We start from the raw sequence: 17,793 nt of genomic DNA on the forward strand, positions 1-17,793 counted from the left end.
CCTTGAATTACACTATTTTAATGTGATGCCAGCGTCGTTAGCCGCATCTTTAAGGTGCTGCAAATAGATCTGTTGTATCTTCTCGCTGCTTCCTAAGCCAACTAAAACAGGAGTTACATCGATGCCTTGTTTGGTTAACATTACTTTCCAAGAGTCATCTTCATCTCCAGCCATGTCGTTGCTAGCATGGTCTCCAGCCACCACCATTAGTGGTTTTATCATCACTTTTTTGCTGCCGTCTTGCTTGATTTTGCTTGATAGGGCATCAAAATTTGGGTGACCCTCAACCAGTCCGACGTAAGATTTTACCTCTGGATACATCTGGTTTAGTTTGTCTTCAAGTTCGTAGTATAAGCCAGTAGAAAGGTAGTCATTACCATGTCCCATATAAACTAAAGCGGCTTTATTACGTTTTGCTAGCTCAACATCATCAGCTAACGCTTCCGCCAGTTTATCTAGGTCTTTAGAGTACTCATATTGCTTACCCCAAGTCCCCATTAATGGTCGACCAATAGCGATTTTTTGGAATGGTTTAAACTTCTCTTTGATGGTCTGAATGGAGGCGAGAGCATCAACGTAAGCCACTAGATCCGTGTACTCTTCTCCATGTGTTAACAGCGTCGTTTGCACAACGATATTTTTATATCCTTCATTCTGAAAATCCGCCATGGTGCCCAATACATTTTTCACATGGTAGAAAGAGTCGGGCACTTCAGGGTGATCTTCTTTATATTGAGTGTCATTTTGTCTGCGATGCCACTTTTTACGAATGATATTCGACGTAAATGCAAAGCGAACAGGGGTATTTGGATAAGCTTGTTGAATGGTATTTTGTATGGCGATTAAAGAGTCTACAGCGGTGTTGTAAGTGGTACCAAATGCTGCGATCACGATCGCTGATTTTTCGTCATTAGCTTTATTCATAGAGTCCGATGCAATTGTGGGGCTGGATAGAAGGCATAGGGCAGATACTGATAACAGCGCCATTAGCCGTTTTTTAAGTATTACAAGATTCATGTTTTGTCTCCGAATTAACACATTGCTACCTTTACTACTAAGGAAAGGTAATTGCTAAATCAAAAACAGGCTTAGGGAAACAGATTAATTAAAAGAGATGACTTCTAATTTAATGGATATAGTCGAGTAACCCGCTCGCATGTTTTTTGGGTAGAACAGAGTTCTATATTTACCGAAAGGCAGGTCTCCTGGCTTATGGGTCGCTGTGCTCTAACTGTCCTTCCCGGATTAACAGTGGACATTGTCGCTAGGCACTCGCCATTTACAGTTGCGGGTACAGCCCAAGCTTCTCACTTGGTTCCCTATTAAAAAACACTTCAATTCTAATGATGCCAGATTAAATGTGTTTTACCTTAGGCTAGGCTAGTGTGCCTATTAACCGAATGCTTGTTCGTGAGATAGGTCAAGTTTATCTTAATCGATTGAAATTTGGTGCAAAAAGGTCATTTACAATAGGAAAAGTAACAGTAAAGAGGCGCCAGATTTATCCCCTTTAAGGCTATTACTGATAAGTGAGTCATTAATTGCTATAAAAATTCGGATTAGCCATGTCATTAATAAATCTTATGTTAAGCTTAAATGTATATGCTCAAATAGTTTCAAGATGTAGGATTTAGAGCTGTACCTATAAGGGTTGATTATTGTGACGGAAGAAGTAGTAAACCATGTTTCTAAAGTAAGTTTTTATCGAGAAAATTTCCTGCTTTTTGAACCATGCGCGAATAGCGATGAGTTATGGTGTCGTTCTTGGTCGAAACAGACAGAAACTTTTCAGATATCGTTAGCAAAAAGAAACGAAATCTTATGTTTAAATCAGCTGGCAGGAAAGGGCGCTCCCAAGCTATCTAGCCAGCAAGACGCTGATGCGTCGCTGCATTTACTGCTGTCACACCCTAGGCAGTTATCTCAGATCAATTTGGCTAAGTTATCGATTCAGCAGAAGATAACCATTGCAAAGTCACTCATTTCAGCTCTTGCTGATGTTCATGCCAATAATGTATTTCATTTCTCAATTAGACCTTCGGTATTTTTATTAAGTGATGACTTCACGTCAGCAGTTATGGTGGACTTTAGTTCTGGACGGATCTGTCCCAAAGGATCTACCGGTATTAGTGCATTCTATCCCTATAATGCCGATGCCCGATTTTTGGCACCTGAGCAAAATTACCTTTTAGATCGACCTATAGATAATCGTGTTGACCTTTATTCTCTTGGTTGTGTGTTAGTTTGGCTGTTTACGGAACAGCTTCCTTATAACGAACTACTTAACGAAGAGGAGATAGGTTACGCGCACATTAGTAAAAAACTGCATTTTGAGCATCGGCTGATAGGGCTAGATGACAGTGAGCATAAAGACAATATTATTCAACTTGTTAATGGTTTGATTAACAAGGAGCCGAGTCAGCGCTACCAAAGTGCCGCAGGGGTGCTAAAGGACATTGTAGCGACGATTGAAATGCCGTTACAAAGACTAGATGAAAAGGAGAACAGTCGCTCATTATCAGATAGGTTAATACTTCCCGATAGGCTCTATGGAAGAGAAGCGGAAATAGAGATATTACTAAGTGCGTTTGACCGTGTCACAAATGGGCGATCTGAAGCCATACTTGTTGCCGGCTATTCAGGCATTGGAAAATCGGCTTTAGTGAATGCGATTAAGAGCCCAATTATAGATTCAGATGGTTTATATCTAACGGGTAAGTTTGATCAATATCAGAGGGACATGCCTTATCGAGCTATCCAGCAGGCGTTAACTCAATTGGTTAAGCAGTTGCTCTCTATGCCAGAGGCCAGTGTCAATGATTGGCGGGACAAAATAAATACAGCTTTGTATCCCAATGGTCAGGTGGTCATCGATATCGTACCTGAATTGGCATTGTTGCTTGGGCCTCAACCTGAACTATCTCAGTTAGGATCAGAGGAGCAGCAGAATCGATTCAATCGAGTATTCTTAGATTTTATTCATGTGATTTGCAGCGCTTATCGGCCTTTAGTGTTTTTTATTGATGATTTACAGTGGGCTGATACCGCGAGTATTCAGTTAATACGGCTGTTGATTACCGATGTAAAGAGTCGCCATTGCCTCATTTTAGGTGCCTATCGTGATAATGAAGTGGATGAACGCCACCCATTTAGTCAAATGCTTCTCGGTATAGAACAGGCTGATATTGAACTGCAAAAAATAACCCTTTCTCCTTTAGCCAATAGCATTGTTACTGAGATCTGTGCGGATACTTTGCAGCGGCCAGTATCGGATGTGACGCGATTGTCTGCCCTGATCTATCAAAAAACCAGAGGGAATCCGTTTTTCTTTCGCCAGTTTATACAAGAACTGTATCAACAAGATCTGCTAAGTTTTGACTATCAAGCTCAGAAATGGCGTTGGTCCACTGAGCAGATTAAGCTTCAGAATATTACCGATAATGTTGTTGATCTGATGACTGAAAAGTTAAAGCGGTTACCAAATGCAACCAAGGAAATTATTGAAAAGGCCGCATGCGTAGGTTCGTCAGTGGCGTTAGACATTGTGATTGAACTGACGGAGGGGAAATCGGCACAAGAGACGATTGCTCTGCTTCAACCCGCTTTGAACGCTGGGCTTATGACATCTTTGAGAACCAAAGTCGCCTCCGGCTCTGAAACAATTAATGCGGTACGCTTTCTTCACGACCGTGTCCAGCAAGCGGCCTATTCGCAATTGAATGACAGCGATAAAAAAGCCATTCATTACCAAGTGGGCAACTTGCTGCTTGATCGAATGCTGGCGAGTAGTAGCGATAAAGATGAGCACTGCTTTGAAGTGGTTTCTCACCTAAATTATGTTCATGAACTGTTAGATAGCGAGCAGAAACAGCAGTTAATTTATTTAAATCTCCTCGCGGCAAGGCGCTCCAAAGCATCCAATGCTTACTCTACTTCCGTTAACTTCTTTAATCAGTTGTTTAAAATGCTGGCTTTAGACAGCAAGAGCGCCGGCGAGATAGGGAATAGCGCAGCCATTGAGAAGTTAGAGTGCCTTTATCTGTCTGGTCGATATAAAGAGGCAGAAAAGTACCGGGTTGAATTAGAAAGCGTCGCGCTAAGTGATGAAGAGGATGTTCAACTGCAAGTTATATTGATTACGCAATATACACGTTACGGCGAACTGACAAGGGCGATAGAGCAGGGAATTAAAGCTCTTGATAATATAAATTGCTCAATTAGTGACGATGCGGATGCACTGCAACAGGCTATATCGGGAGCGATAAACAGTTTGGCAACAACCCCATTTGATGCCCTACTTAAAAAGCACAGTGTCGAAGATAAAAGTGTTCTACTGACGCTTGATATCTTAATGGCAATGCAACCTTGCTGTTATAACTCGGGCTCACTGCTCTTTCCTATGACTATTTTGAAGTTATTAGAACTGACGCAGCAGCACGGTAATTCTGCCTACTCTAGTTATATCTACACCATGTACGGTTTGTTGTGTACTAAGGTTTTGAAAGACTACGATACCGCTTTTGAAGCGACCCGCTGTTCGCAAGAAATCAGCAAGCAATACCCTAAAAACCCCATGGTTGAAGGGCGCTTATCCATGATGAGAAGTAACTTCATTATGCCTTGGCAACTGCCACTACAAAAGAGTGGAGAATTAAGGGAAACAGCGTTTCAGCAATGCTTTGAGCAAGGCGATTATTACTGGGGTGTGCACGCCTATATATTTGGCTTTTACGCTGATCTTATTTGTGCTCCCTCTCTAGATATGATGGTGACTCGAGTAGAAAAAGTGATTGATATCTGTAAAGAAATCAAACAGCCCGCTCAAGTTTATTTAAGTACGCTACAGCGGAACTTCTTACAGATTCTAGAAGGGAAACTAGACAACACCAAAAACCTAAGTCATGAAAGCGGATTTGAAGACAAAGCGATCAGTTTCTACCAACAAACCAATTATATGTGTGGTAAGTACGATAGGTTGCTGGGACGTCTGCTGCAGGGTTACCTATTTGCTAATTATCAACAAACACTTGCGGTTACCTTAGCGGAGGAGTTAGGGCCAGATGATCTTGATGAAGGGATTTTCCATGAAGCGGTTTATACCCAATTTAATATCCTGTGTATCCTGGCGCTGAAACAATCTAACCCTAGTGCGGTCACGCCTCATTATGAAAGCTGGTTGCAGCAGGCATGGCAAAAATACAAACAATGGTATCAGCTCAATCCAGATAACTTCTCTGCAGGTTATTACCTAATTAGTGCGGAGTTCTATGCGACGCATGGTGACGAGTTAAATGCGTTTAACGCCTATGAGAAATCGATATCCGCATCGGCTAATGCTGGCTTTGCACTATATCAAGCGATTGCGAACGAAAGAGCAGGGCTATTCAGAAAAAAAATTGAGCAAGAGGCTATAGGGAATGCCTATTTAGAGCAAGCCAAACTGCTCTATAACAAATGGGGTGCCTACTCTAAAAGTATTGAAATAGATAGAGTATTTATCACCGGAGATTACAAGCCCGCCACCAGTTCCGTTCAGTACCTCGACTGGCAATCGGTGATATCGGCTTGCCAAGATATTTCACAGCCCTTGTTATTGTTAGACTTAATTAATCGGATATTGACTAAGACAGCCTCCATGACAGGTGCGCAACATGTCTGCTTTTATCAGATAGAGGAGGGGGCTTGGCAGCAAAAAGCATCATGCCATCATGGAAAGATTGACAAAACGGTTGCGCCGGAATCAGCCGTGCCTGAATCGATTCTGTTTTATACCTTAAACAGTCGTAAGATACTGGTGATAAAAGATGCGCAAAACGATCATCAACATGTCCGTGATCGCTATGTTGTTGATAAAGGGGTTCGGTCCGTGCTCTCTTTACCTCTGTTTGTCCACAGCAACTTAATTGGTGTTTTATATTTAGAGCATACAGAAACGGTAAATCTGTTTACTGCTCAACGTGTGCAAATCATGGAACTATTGGCCGGCCAGTTTGCGATTAGTTATCAAAATTCACAGTATTTTAAACAACTGTCAAAGCAGAATGAAGAACTGGAAGAAGCGGTCGAGCAGCGCACCTCTGAGCTGAATCAGAAGAACAAACATTTAGAAATTATTCTTCAAACCTTGCCTGTTCCCTTTGGTATTACCACGGTTGAAGGACGCTTAGTCCAAGGAAATGAACATTTACTTGAGTGTTTAGAGCTCAGTGAAGCGCAATCAAAACAGGTGAATGCTAGTCAGTTTTATGTTGACCAAGACGATAGAAAACGTCTGTTTTCTCAGCTTGATATTGATGGCGGAGTGACCGATTTTGAATGTGAAATGAAGACATACCATGGTAAGCCCTTCTGGGCGACCTTGTCCGTCACTAAAATCGAGTTGGATTTTGGTGTTGGGCTGTTTGTCACAATCAGTGATATATCCGATAGAAAAGAGAAAGAGAAACGATTAAAGCATCAAGCTTTTACCGATCCTTTAACCGGAGCGCAGAACAGGCGTGCCTTTAAACGAAATGCCAATAATCTTCGCATAGTTGAAGCGAATACTTCGCTGTCAGTTGCAATGCTCGATCTTGATAATTTTAAAGGGTTAAATGACACTTTTGGTCATACCGCTGGTGACATAGTACTGCGACAATTTACCGAGTATGTACAATCTCATTTGCGTGACAAGGATATATTAGGCCGTCTTGGAGGAGAAGAATTTGGTCTAGTTTTAAGCCATATTCAGCCAAAAGAGGCGGTTAAGGTTGTTCAGCGTATTGTCGAATTGGTTGAAAAAATGACGGTTTTGGCTGAACAACATCAAATTCAATTTACCGTTAGTATTGGTCTTACACGCTGGAAGAGAAGTGAATCACTGCAAGAGTCACTTAATCGTGCAGACAGTTTGTTGTATCAAGCGAAGCAGCAAGGACGAAATCAGGTACAAACTGATATTAAGTAGTCGAGTTACCGGTTTAAAACGGTAATGCGAAGTAAATGCGTAATACCCTTTAAAGAGAAAGGCCATTTAAACAGAAAAGCTATTTATATCTCCATACCCTGAGTGGAGATTAAATAGCTTTTTTAGCAGGAATGAAAATTTTTGCCTTATATGAAATTGAGCTCTTATTGTATTTGTATGGCTAGCTGTTCACTCATTTATTCCTCTGTAAATATCCCCATTTCTATCAAAAAACTGTTAAATCTCCATTAACAATTTCTGCCGACTGAAAATATTTATCTTTTTGTTTTTATTGAATTAATTTTGGTTTCTTGATGTATATCAAAAACCGATTTTCGCTCGCTTAAAAAATAATTGTGATCAGCGTTGAAGCTTTGCATTTAACAATGCTTATTCCTTATACAAACCATGGTTATTGAGTATATATTAGTAATAGGTAATTAAGTGATTGATGAATTAGATTGAGCTTATTTTATCTGTTTAAGTCACTAAGTCACTCCAGAGAAGGTGAGACAGAAAATGAAAAGACTATTTGCCTCGATAATTGTTATCACATTATTTTATAGCTCGTGGTTATCTGCTTCTAGCGCAGAGAGTACACCAGTATCAAGTAAACCCATTTCTTCCATAGCCAGTACCGCAGATCACTCTACGTTTGAGGTTCTAGATCAAGAGTTTGATTACGCTCCCGATGTAACCGAAGCTTGTCTGGAGTGTCATACGGAAGCGTCTAAACAGATGCATAAAACTTTTCACTGGAACTGGGCGAAAAAAGTGGATGGCGTGATGGTTGGTAAAGCTGAAAATGGCTTTAACAATTACTGTGTCTCTGCGAAGGGAAACGAAAGTTGTACTCAATGCCATACCGGTTATGGGTGGAGAAATGAAGATTTCGACTTAGAAGCGGAAGAAAATGTTGACTGTTTAGTCTGCCACGACACAACGGGTACTTATAAAAAATCGGCTGCTTCATCGGGTCACCCTTATTACGAAGACACTATGGTTGGCGGTAAGCTGAAGAAAGCAGTGGATCTCGCATATGTCGCTCAACATGTCGGTACGCCAGACAGAGAAAACTGCCTAGCATGTCATGCTGTTGGAGGTGGTGGTAACGGTGTTAAACATGGTGATACGGATCTCTCTCTGATAGAGCCTGAATTTGCTTTAGACGTACATATGAGCCCGGAGAAACTGAACTTTTCTTGTCAGGACTGCCACACCACCAGCGATCACAAAATATCGGGTCGTTATAACGACAGAAAAGCCTTTATTGATCATGATATGAATAAAGGAAGAAGTGAACGGGATGGCAACAATGTCTCTTGTGAATCTTGTCATAGCGCAACGCCCCATAACGATCGTGATATAGATGCTCATACTGCGAAGGTAGCCTGCGCATCTTGCCATATTCCTGAAATGGCACGCGGCCCTTATCTCACTAAGTTGTCTTGGGATTGGTCTACAGCAGGCCAACTTAAGGATGGTAAGCCATTCAGTATCGATGAAGAGTTCGATGGAGTGGTGAATCATGCGTACATGAGCAAGAAAGGCACATTTGAGTGGGGCAAAAATGTTGTACCAGAATATCGTTGGTACAAAGGCGAACTTAAACAGATGACCTTGCTTGATACGATTGATCCTAGTCAGGCACCGATCGATATCAACCCTCCTAGCGGCGATTACAATGATCCAGATGCCCGCATATGGCCATTTAAAATCCACAAAGGCAAGCAGCCGTTTGATACAGAACTCAATCATATTCTACCTATTAAGCTATATGGTCGAAAAGGCACAGGGGCATTTTGGACCGAATTTGATTGGGACAAAGCATTGGCTGCGGGAGCCAAACTGAATCATGTTGAATTTAGTGGCAACTACGATTTCATAGAAACCAATGGATACTGGCCTATCAAGCATATGGTTGCGCCAAGTGAGCAATCGGTGCCTTGTGTTGAGTGTCACAGTAGAGACAGTCGGTTAAATGGCTTAAATGACTTCTACCTAGTAGGAAGAGACAGCAACAGGTTTGTAGAGTGGTTTGGTGCCATCGCAATATGGGGCGGGCTCTTACTGGTGGTTATTCATGCGATAAGCAGAATAGTGTCCATACGCCGTCGATCAGCAACCATGAAGAAGTAGAGACAAAGGAATTATAAGATGAATAAGACAATGATTATCTTTAAACGTTTTGAACGCTTCTGGCATTGGGCTCAAGCGGTGTTGGTACTGTTACTCATCGCAACTGGGCTTGAACTGCATGGTTTGATTGTACTGTTCGGTTTTGGCAGCAGTGTCGAGCTTCATCAGTGGTCTGGATTTATATGGGCAGCGCTGGTGGTGTTGATTTTTACTTGGGTATTTACTACCGGAGAATGGAAACAGTTTGTGCCTGAAACGAAAGGCATAGACGGAGTGATTCGCTACTACTTATATGGTGTCTTTGTTGGCGATAAACACCCTCATCATATGACACCGCAGAGCAAATTTAATCCGCTACAACGTATTGCCTATTTGGGACTTTTATTTGGCTTGGTTCCGCTGCAGGTGATAACGGGATTACTATTTTTCTTCTTTCCCGAATTACGGGCGGCAGGTGTGATGGAGAGCATTGAAGTGGTGGCCATTATCCATACTTTTTGCGCTTACTGCATCATCGCTTTTTTAATAATACATCTATACCTGATCACTCTGGGTGCCAAGCTATCGAGTCATTTGAAAGCGATGGTAACGGGGAAGGAAACAGTGAATGACGAATAAGTTTTATTATTTTGAATAAGAGGTAACCATAATGAAAAAACTAATTTTAGGCTTGATGATAACGATTTTTTCTTGCGCGTCTTATGCTGATGCAGCAAAAGGTCAACAAGATTACTTGGACTATTTAAGACCTTTGTTTGGCTATAACGGCCAAGACTTTGCTTCGCAGCACTTGAAAGTAGAGTGGAAGCGATACTTTAAAAAAGATGCCAAAAAATTCATTAAAACATACAGCAAAAAACATCCTGACTCAGCTGAATTTCTATCCAGTGAAAAGTTTCAAGAAATTGCCCCTGATGTTAGAGATTTTGCCATGAAATACGCCGCTGATAGCGGTGAATTGGCAGCATGTGATTAAAGGCTAGTTAATTAAATACAACTGTGACGCACATTTATAGCTTTGCCGAAATCAGCAGTAAGGAGCCGGTAAAGTTTTTGGAGGACGATATGTTCAAAGTACCAGCGATTGTGACCTTATTACTTTTTGCTTTACCCCTTTCCGTTTCTGCGGAAGAGGTAACAGGAAAGATCCAGTCAATTATTCATTCATCAAAAGTAATTCAGTACCTTAATCCTAAAACCAAAGCGGTTAAAGTGGTGAAATACACTGATGAAACAGAATTAGTTGCCGCGGAATCATTTAAAGATCTAACCGTAAACACCAAGTTTAAAGCAACCTTAAATAGCGAGGGCGTAGCAACTAAAATAAAACGTATCCTAGTTAAACTTCCTCCTGAGGAAGTGATAGACACAGATACATTAGCCGATATGTTAGATGAAGGTGAGACAGTATTCATTGGTGATGCCCGCCCTAAAGGCAAGTATGATATTGGTCATATTCCAACCTCTAAAGCGACGCCTTCAGATAAATTAGCGAAAAACTTAAATTGGTTACCGACAGACAAAGATACGCTCGTGGTATTTTACTGTGGTGGGGTCACTTGTCCGTTGAGCCCTAATGCTCTGAAAATTGCTAAAGCGAATGGCTACACGAATGTTAAAGCTTATGTCGAAGGTTTCCCTGCTTGGAAAGGGGACGTTTATCCAGCCCATGTAAACAATGGCTGGCTAAAAAATAATCTTGATATCCACCACATTATCTTAGACGTGCGTGAAAACCCATCAACAACGGTTAAAGGAGCGGTACATTATCCGGCATCTAAACTTGCTGCAATGCATGAGAAATGGAATGGAGAAAAACTGGCGACAAATAAACGTACGATTTTTGACTTGAGAGACAAAAAAGCGCCGATTGCGATAATTGCTGATACCGAAAATGCTGACGAAGCGATTGAAGCATTTGAGATTTTAACTTTCTGGAAGTTTAGTAATGTTGCCATTCTAGCGGGTGGGTTTAATGAGTGGCAATCGGCTAAGTTGCCGATAGACTCTAGCAATATTGCAACTGTACTGAATTACGTTAAAAAACCGGTCAAAGGAGCAGTCGAAATCAGTGAGTTTGTCGATGTCGCTAAAAATGGCAAGGGCACCATTATTGATGTCCGAAATCCTGACGAAGTTGCTCATGGTAAATTGAAGAACTCGATTAATATTCCTTTGAATATTTTAGATAAAAACCTAGCTAAAGTGCCAAAAGACCAGCTTGTCGTGCTGCATTGTGCCGCTGGGGCAAGAGCTTCTTTAGCTTATACAATGCTAACAAAAAATGGCTATAGCAACGTTAAGTTTTTAAACGATACATTTGATGCGGTAGCAAAAGAGAATGGCTTAGAACTGTTTTAATATTAGTGTGTTTTTTCGAGCCTTTGGCCTGCTTACGCAGGCCTTTTTTTGGCTTAACATCATTGCGATGTCGTTTCTTTATGTTCATTTCGATGCCAGGCAACCTTATTCCAGACGACTTTATTCCGGATAACTTGGCTAAAGAGGACAGTTCCCTCTGTACTCTCCTTGACCTGACAGCGTCGTTACATCATTAAATAGTGCAATAAAGCTCATTACTGCAGTTTAAACTTATCCACGATACCTACCAACTGTGCATTTGTGCCTGTTAGCTGATGAGTACTGTTTGCAGTATCGCTACCATTGGCATTCAAGGTTTGAATCATATCTTGAATGGCGGTCATATTGCGGTTGATCTCTTCCGTTACTGAGCTCTGCTCTTCTGCTGAGGTGGCAATCTGCGCCGCAAGATCATTGATTTCTATAACGGAGTCCGTCATTAAGTCTAGCGAGTTCATAACATGAGACGTTGTCTCTGCTGTCTGCTCACAACTTGTTTTAGTGGACTCCATGCTATTAACCACCGCTTCAGAACCGGTTCTTAATTTAGCTAGCATTTCACCGATTTCTGATGTGCTTTGACGAGTTCGACCTGCAAGTGCTCTTACTTCATCTGCCACGACCGCGAAGCCACGACCTTGTTCACCAGCCCTAGCAGCTTCGATTGCGGCATTCAGTGCGAGCAAGTTTGTCTGCTCAGCGATTTCGCCTATGACGTTGAGTACTTCTGCAATTTGCTCAGTATCTTTGTTCATATTTAAGATGGTTTGGGCAGTATGCTCAACTTCATCAACCAAGGCGGTTACGTTGTTTACCGCTTGCTGAACCACGATTTTAGACTGTTCTGCTTCAGTATTTGTTGCTTGTGTCTGCTTCGCGGCTGTAGCGGCACTTTCTGCTACTGAATCGGCTGTAGAGCTCATTTCATTAATTGAAGTGACCGCCATTTCCATTTCCGAACTATGAGCAGCCAAAAGTTTTTGATTTGAGTCGGCCTGATCTTCCAGCAGTGAGATTTCGCTGCTAATGTTTTGGCTGGATGAAGAGACATCAAGCATCATTTTTTGTAAGTTCTCAATAAACTTATTGATGCCATCTGCAATCTTGCCTAAATCATCTTTGGACTCGACTTCAAGCCTGTGCGTAAGATCGCCGCTACCATTAGCTAAATCGGTAATAACCTCACGTAATGAAACAATAGGTTTAAAGGCGATATTAATTAACACGACACTTAAAGGAATAATGATCACTGCGGCAATAAGAAGTGCAATAGTGATAGCGCCATTTAGGCTATCTGTATTATCTTGAATATGTTGCTTATCGATGTAGCCGTTTAAGTTCCACTGTTTGCCACCAACGTCGAAGCTACTCGGAACGGGGATCAGGTCACCGGCTTGTTTATTACTAAACAGTATGTTTCCATTGGCATCGGAGAGTTCTACAAAACTTCCGTCAACAGACGAATCTTGAAGAGTCTGCTGAACGCTACTGAGATCCACGAAGAAAATATCGCCACCCGCACCGTCTCTTGGAACAACAATGCTGATCATCGGCAACTCATCTTTAAAAAAGATGTCGCTGATTACGATTTTTCCGTTCGCTTGTTTTAACTGTTCAAGGTATTTGCTGCTTAACGCATCATCATCAATGCCACCGTCTTTATTGAATACCAGATCGTATGAAATTTTAACGATATCAGCATAGCCCGCGGCATCTAATGTTTTGCGGATTTCCATAATACTAAAGTTAGAACTTTGAGCCAGTTTTACGTTGTGGTCGATATCACTGACCAGTTTGTTTTTGACTAAGTCCAACTGCGAACGAATGTTCTCAGTATCAGTTTGAGAAATATAGCTGCTTATATAGTAGTTAACACTTAAGTAAGAGGTGAGTACAGAAACTGATATTATGGCAACAACGAGTGCTAAAACCTTAGCTTTAAAAGAGATATTTTTCATGGTGCGTCAACATTTGTCCATTTTTGTTGAATAATGAAAAGCGATGATATAGCTTTCCACACTTATTTAATATGAAGCTCATCACTAATCGGCAAGGGATAAGTAAAACTTGAAACTTAAATGACGTTAATAACAGATTGTTTACATGGGAGTTTTATTTCTGTGATGGACAACACGAAATACTGTAAAGCTGAAAGGGACGAGCATAAGAAATTCAGCGGTTAAAGTTGACCGTTTTTGCGCAAAAAGCCCAAATCGGGCTTTTTGGGCTACTGAGAAAGGAGAAATTAGGACAAAATGACACGAGTATCGTTACTTAATGACTCTAGTTCTTTTGTCACATCATCGATACTAACAGGTTCCGGTAAACGGATTGCCATGTTGGCGGTAAATAGACTAGAACTCACACCACCGCCACCGGCGATAAATACCCGTTGGCAATCCATATCAAGAATGTTGATGCCTTGGGTATCTAATACCTGCGTTATCTCATTAACGATACCAGCCCGATCTGTCGCGTCTAATCTGACTTGGTATATTTCGTCCTTGTTATGTTCGATGGAATCACTATCAGTAAACTGAACCAACAGGTTGGAATTTTCTTTAAAGACGGCTTTAACGGTGTCTTCGTTCTTTTCTGGTAGATCTACTTTGATAACAGCCGCTACTTGATCTTCAATAAAATTAACTTTACTGATTAACCATTTTCCTCCATTTTCATGAGTAATTTCGGCCAGTTTTCTAATGGTTGCAGGGGAGGCTTGGCCAACAAAACTTACTATAAATACTTTGTTCATATTAGAACCCTCCATGGGCTAACGTAATGATAACGACACGCTAAGTCTATGAAATCGAGTGTTATTTATTCTTAGTGTAGGCTTAAAAAACAGAATTGCGTGGTATATCTTGTTAATTCCAGTGCAAAAATGGACTCATATCAAACATTTCCGATAATTTTATGTATCAGGTTACGTTTTGCTGATTGCTAATTAAGACTGGGTCTCAATCTTAAATATGATTACGAATCAGAAAAAGTTGCTTTTAGGGTTCGACAAGGGTGTGGTTTTTAGCGTAGTTTTATCAAGGTGTTTTTCATATAAAAGAGTTGTTATTCAATATGCTTAAAATTGCAATGTTAAGTACTGGGGAAGAGGTATTACATGGTGATATTCTTGACTCAAATGCTGCTTGGTTGTCGCGCCTGTTTTATCAAAACGGCTTGTCTATTTCTAAGCGTTCAACGGTTGGCGATCAACTCTCCGCTCTGACAAATGAACTATTAAATTTGAGTTTTAATCACGATATCGTGATTGTAAATGGTGGGCTAGGGCCAACGTCTGATGACATTACAGCACAAGCCATAGCTGATGCTGCCGGAGAACCATTGGTTCTGTTTGATAGCTGGGTGGCGCAAATGGAATCTATGTTCAAACAAAGTAGCCGCAAGATGCCAGAGAGTAATTTAAAACAAGCCATGCTACCTGAAAGCGCGGAACTAATAGACAACCCTGTTGGCACTGCATGTGGCTTTAGTGTTAAGTTCAACGACACGTGGTTTTTCTTTACTCCAGGTGTTCCGCGTGAATTTAAGATAATGGTAGAACAGCAGATATTGCCGACTTTAGTGGCGAGTTATTCTCAAATTGCGCCTTCTGAAGTCAGCAGAATGTATACCATGGGTTTATCTGAGTCTGGTATTTCTGATTTGCTGGATAATCTTACTTTGCCTGATGGGTTCGAGTTGGGTTACCGGTCCTATATCCCGTTTATTGAAGTTAAGCTGTTTGGTCCTCAAAATGAACAGCAGAAACGACTGTCGCTGTTAAAGATTATTTATGCTCACTTGGGTGATAATGTTGTCAGCATAGATGAAGAGATGTTGAGTAACATCGGGGGGCTGATAACAGACAGTGGAAGCAAAGTGTCTATATCTGAGGTTGCTACTGGTGGCCATTTAACGAGTTTGTTTACTGGTAATGAGAAAACCGACAACAATTTGGTTCAAGGTTGGGTGCTCAATAATGCCAATCATATAGATATTGCAGATAATGATCCGCTAGCTTCTGCATTAGCACTCGCAGCCGCTATTAAAGAAAAAACCGATGCGGATATTGGTTTGTCTGTCGGTAAATTGATCGAAAATCAAGTCGCAGTGGCGCTTTCTTCCGATGCAGGAGAGTGGGGACAAGTGATCTCTTTGAAGCGAAAATATGATCGGCAAGATCAAAGAGAGCTTATTGCTTATTTGACTCTGGATATGCTCAGAAGAATGCAAGAAAATAAGCCGATTTTTGGTCAATATAGTTCGATTATTCGTGAAAAAGAGTTGTTTATTCCGGGCGCAATTTTAAGTGATTAATTCTCGCTTGTAACTCCTTAAACTTACTGAATATAACAAATAAATGAGATTAATCCGCTTAGCTTATAACGGATTAATCTAAAGCTTATGTTGTTGTTAAATAACAGGTTAATGACATTGTAACAATTTAGATTGAACTTTCTCCTAGCTATTACTGCAAAAACTTTTAAACTGAATATTGTTCGTTTAGTAAACACGAACTCACCCAAGGAAGGCAGGAGGTTTGAGTATGCTTTGTCAATCTAAAATTGAAGTGTGGTATGAGGTTTCCGGAGAGCGAATTCTTCTCGGTGAAACGAATAAATCTACGTCAATGGATGTTATTTCTTTATGGGTTGATCTTCCATTTGATCTTGGATCATCGTCTACTCAAGGGTATCGAGTATCTCTATTTGATGATGGTGGCCGCTGCATAGGTGATAAATCTATTTCACAAACCAATGCGGAGAAAGTGCTGAAAAATGGAGTGGCGATTGAAATGTGTCAAGGGATTAACCAGTTCTGCTTCAGTGATCGTTCATCCAATCAAGCTGATTTTGCTTTAATTTGATAATTTACCTTTTCTAACAATAGATCAGTTTTTGCCCTGCTAATGCAGGGTAATATTTCTCCCTCAGAGGTATAGGCCATTTTAAAGCCAATCTCTTCAATTTCCCCCGACACCAAAGTGCATTTACACGCACCACAATGACCATCTCGGCAGTGATATTCTGGTTGTAAATTTGCTGACTCCATATTCTCCAATAGTGTTTTATTTGAAGACGCTAGAATCGGGGACAAACCTGTAATGTTTATTTTATACATAGGGACACGTGTTTGAGTGAATAACACGCTAGCCATAAAAAATAGAGGGCTAGCGCTAAATCAAGTTGTGTAATTGAAGGGGCTTCTATAGTTCGAAGTCTTCAAAATCATCAGCGTCAACTTCATTGTCTATCTGACCGACCAGATAAGAGCTGATTTCTGCTTCTTGAGGGGCTACCTGAACATTATCAGAGGATAACCAAGCGTTAATCCATGGTATCGGGTTAGATGTGGCGTCTGGGTAAGCAGGAGCGAGACCAACAGCTTGCATTCGAGTATTGGTAATATACTCAACGTATTGCGAAAGAATGTCTTTATTCAGACCTATCATAGAACCGTCTTTAAATAGGTATTCTGCCCACTCTTTCTCTTGCTCTGCCGCTTCTTTAAATAGGTCAAAACAGTCCTGTTTACACTCTTCGGCGATTTGCATAAAGCTAAAGTCGTCTTGGCCATTGCGTAGTAAGTTAAGCATGTATTGAGTGCCAGTAAGATGCAGCGCTTCATCACGAGCAATTAGCTTGATTATTTTCGCGTTTCCTTCCATCAGCTCACGCTCGGCAAAGGCGAAAGAACAAGCAAAACTTACATAGAAGCGGATGGCTTCAAGTGCATTAACCGACATTAAGCAGAGGTATAGTTTCTTCTTAAGAACATTGAGATCAACGGTTACGGTTTCTCCGTTGATTTGATGCTGACCGACACCGTAGCGGTGATAATCGGCGGTTAAAGCGATTAGCTCATCGTAATAGTGAGCAATATCTTTAGCTCGTTTTAGAATCTGTTCGTTTTCGACAATATCATCAAAAATGACACTTGGCTCATTGACGATATTACGAATGATATGAGTATATGAACGTGAGTGAATTGTTTCAGAGAATGACCAAGTTTCTATCCAAGTTTCTACTTCTGGCAGTGAAACCAAGGGTAGTAATGCCACATTCGGACTACGACCTTGAATGGAGTCCAGCAACGTTTGATACTTTAAGTTGCTGATAAAAATGTGCTTTTCATGCTCAGGAAGATTGTTGTAGTCGATTCTGTCACTAGATACGTCAACTTCTTCTGGACGCCAAAAGAAGCTCAGCTGTTTCTCGATGAGTTTTTCGAAAATTTCAAATTTCTGCTGGTCATAACGAGCGACGTTAACCGGCTGGCCAAAGAACATGGGTTCTTTAAGTTGATCATTTTTAGTTTGTGTAAACGTACTGTAAGCCATTTGATAC

12 protein-coding genes and 1 riboswitch are annotated in these 17,793 nt (G+C 41.0%); of the genes, 7 read left to right on the top strand and 5 right to left on the bottom strand.

Going from position 1 to position 17,793, the window contains the following annotated elements; translation table 11 throughout:
- Window positions 1-12: 12 nt before the first annotated feature.
- Complete coding sequence (locus F0227_RS17110) at window positions 13-1,017, bottom strand: sirohydrochlorin cobaltochelatase (RefSeq protein ID WP_216613460.1); 1,005 nt, start codon at window positions 1,015-1,017, stop codon at window positions 13-15.
- A gap of 160 nt (window positions 1,018-1,177) precedes the next feature.
- Window positions 1,178-1,369, bottom strand: a riboswitch (cobalamin riboswitch).
- 291 nt (window positions 1,370-1,660) lie between these two features.
- Here F0227_RS17110 and F0227_RS17115 point away from each other — a divergent pair.
- The 5 genes from F0227_RS17115 (at window position 1,661) to F0227_RS17135 (ending at window position 11,446) form a co-directional block, all read left to right on the top strand.
- On the top strand, window positions 1,661-6,946 hold the full coding sequence (locus F0227_RS17115) for a diguanylate cyclase (RefSeq protein ID WP_171754461.1): 5,286 nt from the start codon (window positions 1,661-1,663) through the stop codon (window positions 6,944-6,946).
- A 519-nt stretch (window positions 6,947-7,465) separates the two neighbouring features.
- A complete protein-coding gene (locus F0227_RS17120) occupies window positions 7,466-9,085 on the top strand; it encodes a tetrathionate reductase family octaheme c-type cytochrome (RefSeq protein WP_171754462.1) in 1,620 nt (539 codons plus the stop codon).
- 18 nt (window positions 9,086-9,103) lie between these two features.
- The gene (locus F0227_RS17125; protein WP_171754463.1) at window positions 9,104-9,703 is read left to right on the top strand and encodes a cytochrome b/b6 domain-containing protein; all 600 of its coding nucleotides are present in this window, start codon (window positions 9,104-9,106) and stop codon (window positions 9,701-9,703) included.
- A 31-nt stretch (window positions 9,704-9,734) separates the two neighbouring features.
- Window positions 9,735-10,061 (top strand): hypothetical protein, encoded by a 327-nt coding sequence (locus F0227_RS17130; protein ID WP_171754464.1) that lies wholly within the window; start codon window positions 9,735-9,737, stop codon window positions 10,059-10,061.
- An 89-nt stretch (window positions 10,062-10,150) separates the two neighbouring features.
- Entirely contained in the window at window positions 10,151-11,446 is a 1,296-nt protein-coding gene (locus F0227_RS17135; RefSeq protein ID WP_171754465.1) for a rhodanese-like domain-containing protein, read from the top strand.
- Window positions 11,447-11,661: 215 nt separating this feature from the next.
- On the opposite strand, the gene F0227_RS17140 is transcribed toward F0227_RS17135, so the two are convergent.
- Both F0227_RS17140 and F0227_RS17145 read right to left on the bottom strand, forming a co-directional pair.
- Window positions 11,662-13,404, bottom strand: a complete 1,743-nt coding sequence (locus tag F0227_RS17140; protein WP_171754466.1) for a methyl-accepting chemotaxis protein — start codon at window positions 13,402-13,404, stop codon at window positions 11,662-11,664.
- A gap of 287 nt (window positions 13,405-13,691) precedes the next feature.
- Window positions 13,692-14,201: an ACT domain-containing protein gene (locus F0227_RS17145; RefSeq protein ID WP_171754467.1), complete on the bottom strand. Its 510-nt coding sequence runs from the start codon at window positions 14,199-14,201 to the stop codon at window positions 13,692-13,694.
- Between the two features lie 320 nt (window positions 14,202-14,521).
- Here F0227_RS17145 and F0227_RS17150 point away from each other — a divergent pair, with 320 nt between their 5' ends.
- On the top strand, window positions 14,522-15,763 hold the full coding sequence (locus F0227_RS17150) for a CinA family nicotinamide mononucleotide deamidase-related protein (protein WP_171754468.1): 1,242 nt from the start codon (window positions 14,522-14,524) through the stop codon (window positions 15,761-15,763).
- 229 nt (window positions 15,764-15,992) lie between these two features.
- Complete coding sequence (locus F0227_RS17155; RefSeq protein ID WP_253822126.1) at window positions 15,993-16,313, top strand: hypothetical protein; 321 nt, start codon at window positions 15,993-15,995, stop codon at window positions 16,311-16,313.
- Here the strand turns inward: F0227_RS17155 and F0227_RS17160 are convergent.
- Both F0227_RS17160 and nrdB read right to left on the bottom strand, forming a co-directional pair.
- Complete coding sequence (locus F0227_RS17160) at window positions 16,289-16,567, bottom strand: 2Fe-2S iron-sulfur cluster-binding protein (protein ID WP_171754469.1); 279 nt, start codon at window positions 16,565-16,567, stop codon at window positions 16,289-16,291. The two genes, F0227_RS17155 and F0227_RS17160, sit on opposite strands and share 25 nt — an antisense overlap.
- Before the next feature lie 85 nt (window positions 16,568-16,652).
- Window positions 16,653-17,786, bottom strand: a complete 1,134-nt coding sequence (gene nrdB, locus F0227_RS17165; protein WP_171754470.1) for a class Ia ribonucleoside-diphosphate reductase subunit beta — start codon at window positions 17,784-17,786, stop codon at window positions 16,653-16,655.
- Between the last annotated feature and the right edge of the window lie 7 nt (window positions 17,787-17,793).

Origin of the sequence: Vibrio sp. 99-8-1 (assembly GCF_013114595.1) — a bacterium.
In the GTDB taxonomy this organism is placed as follows: Bacteria; Pseudomonadota; Gammaproteobacteria; order Enterobacterales; family Vibrionaceae; genus Vibrio.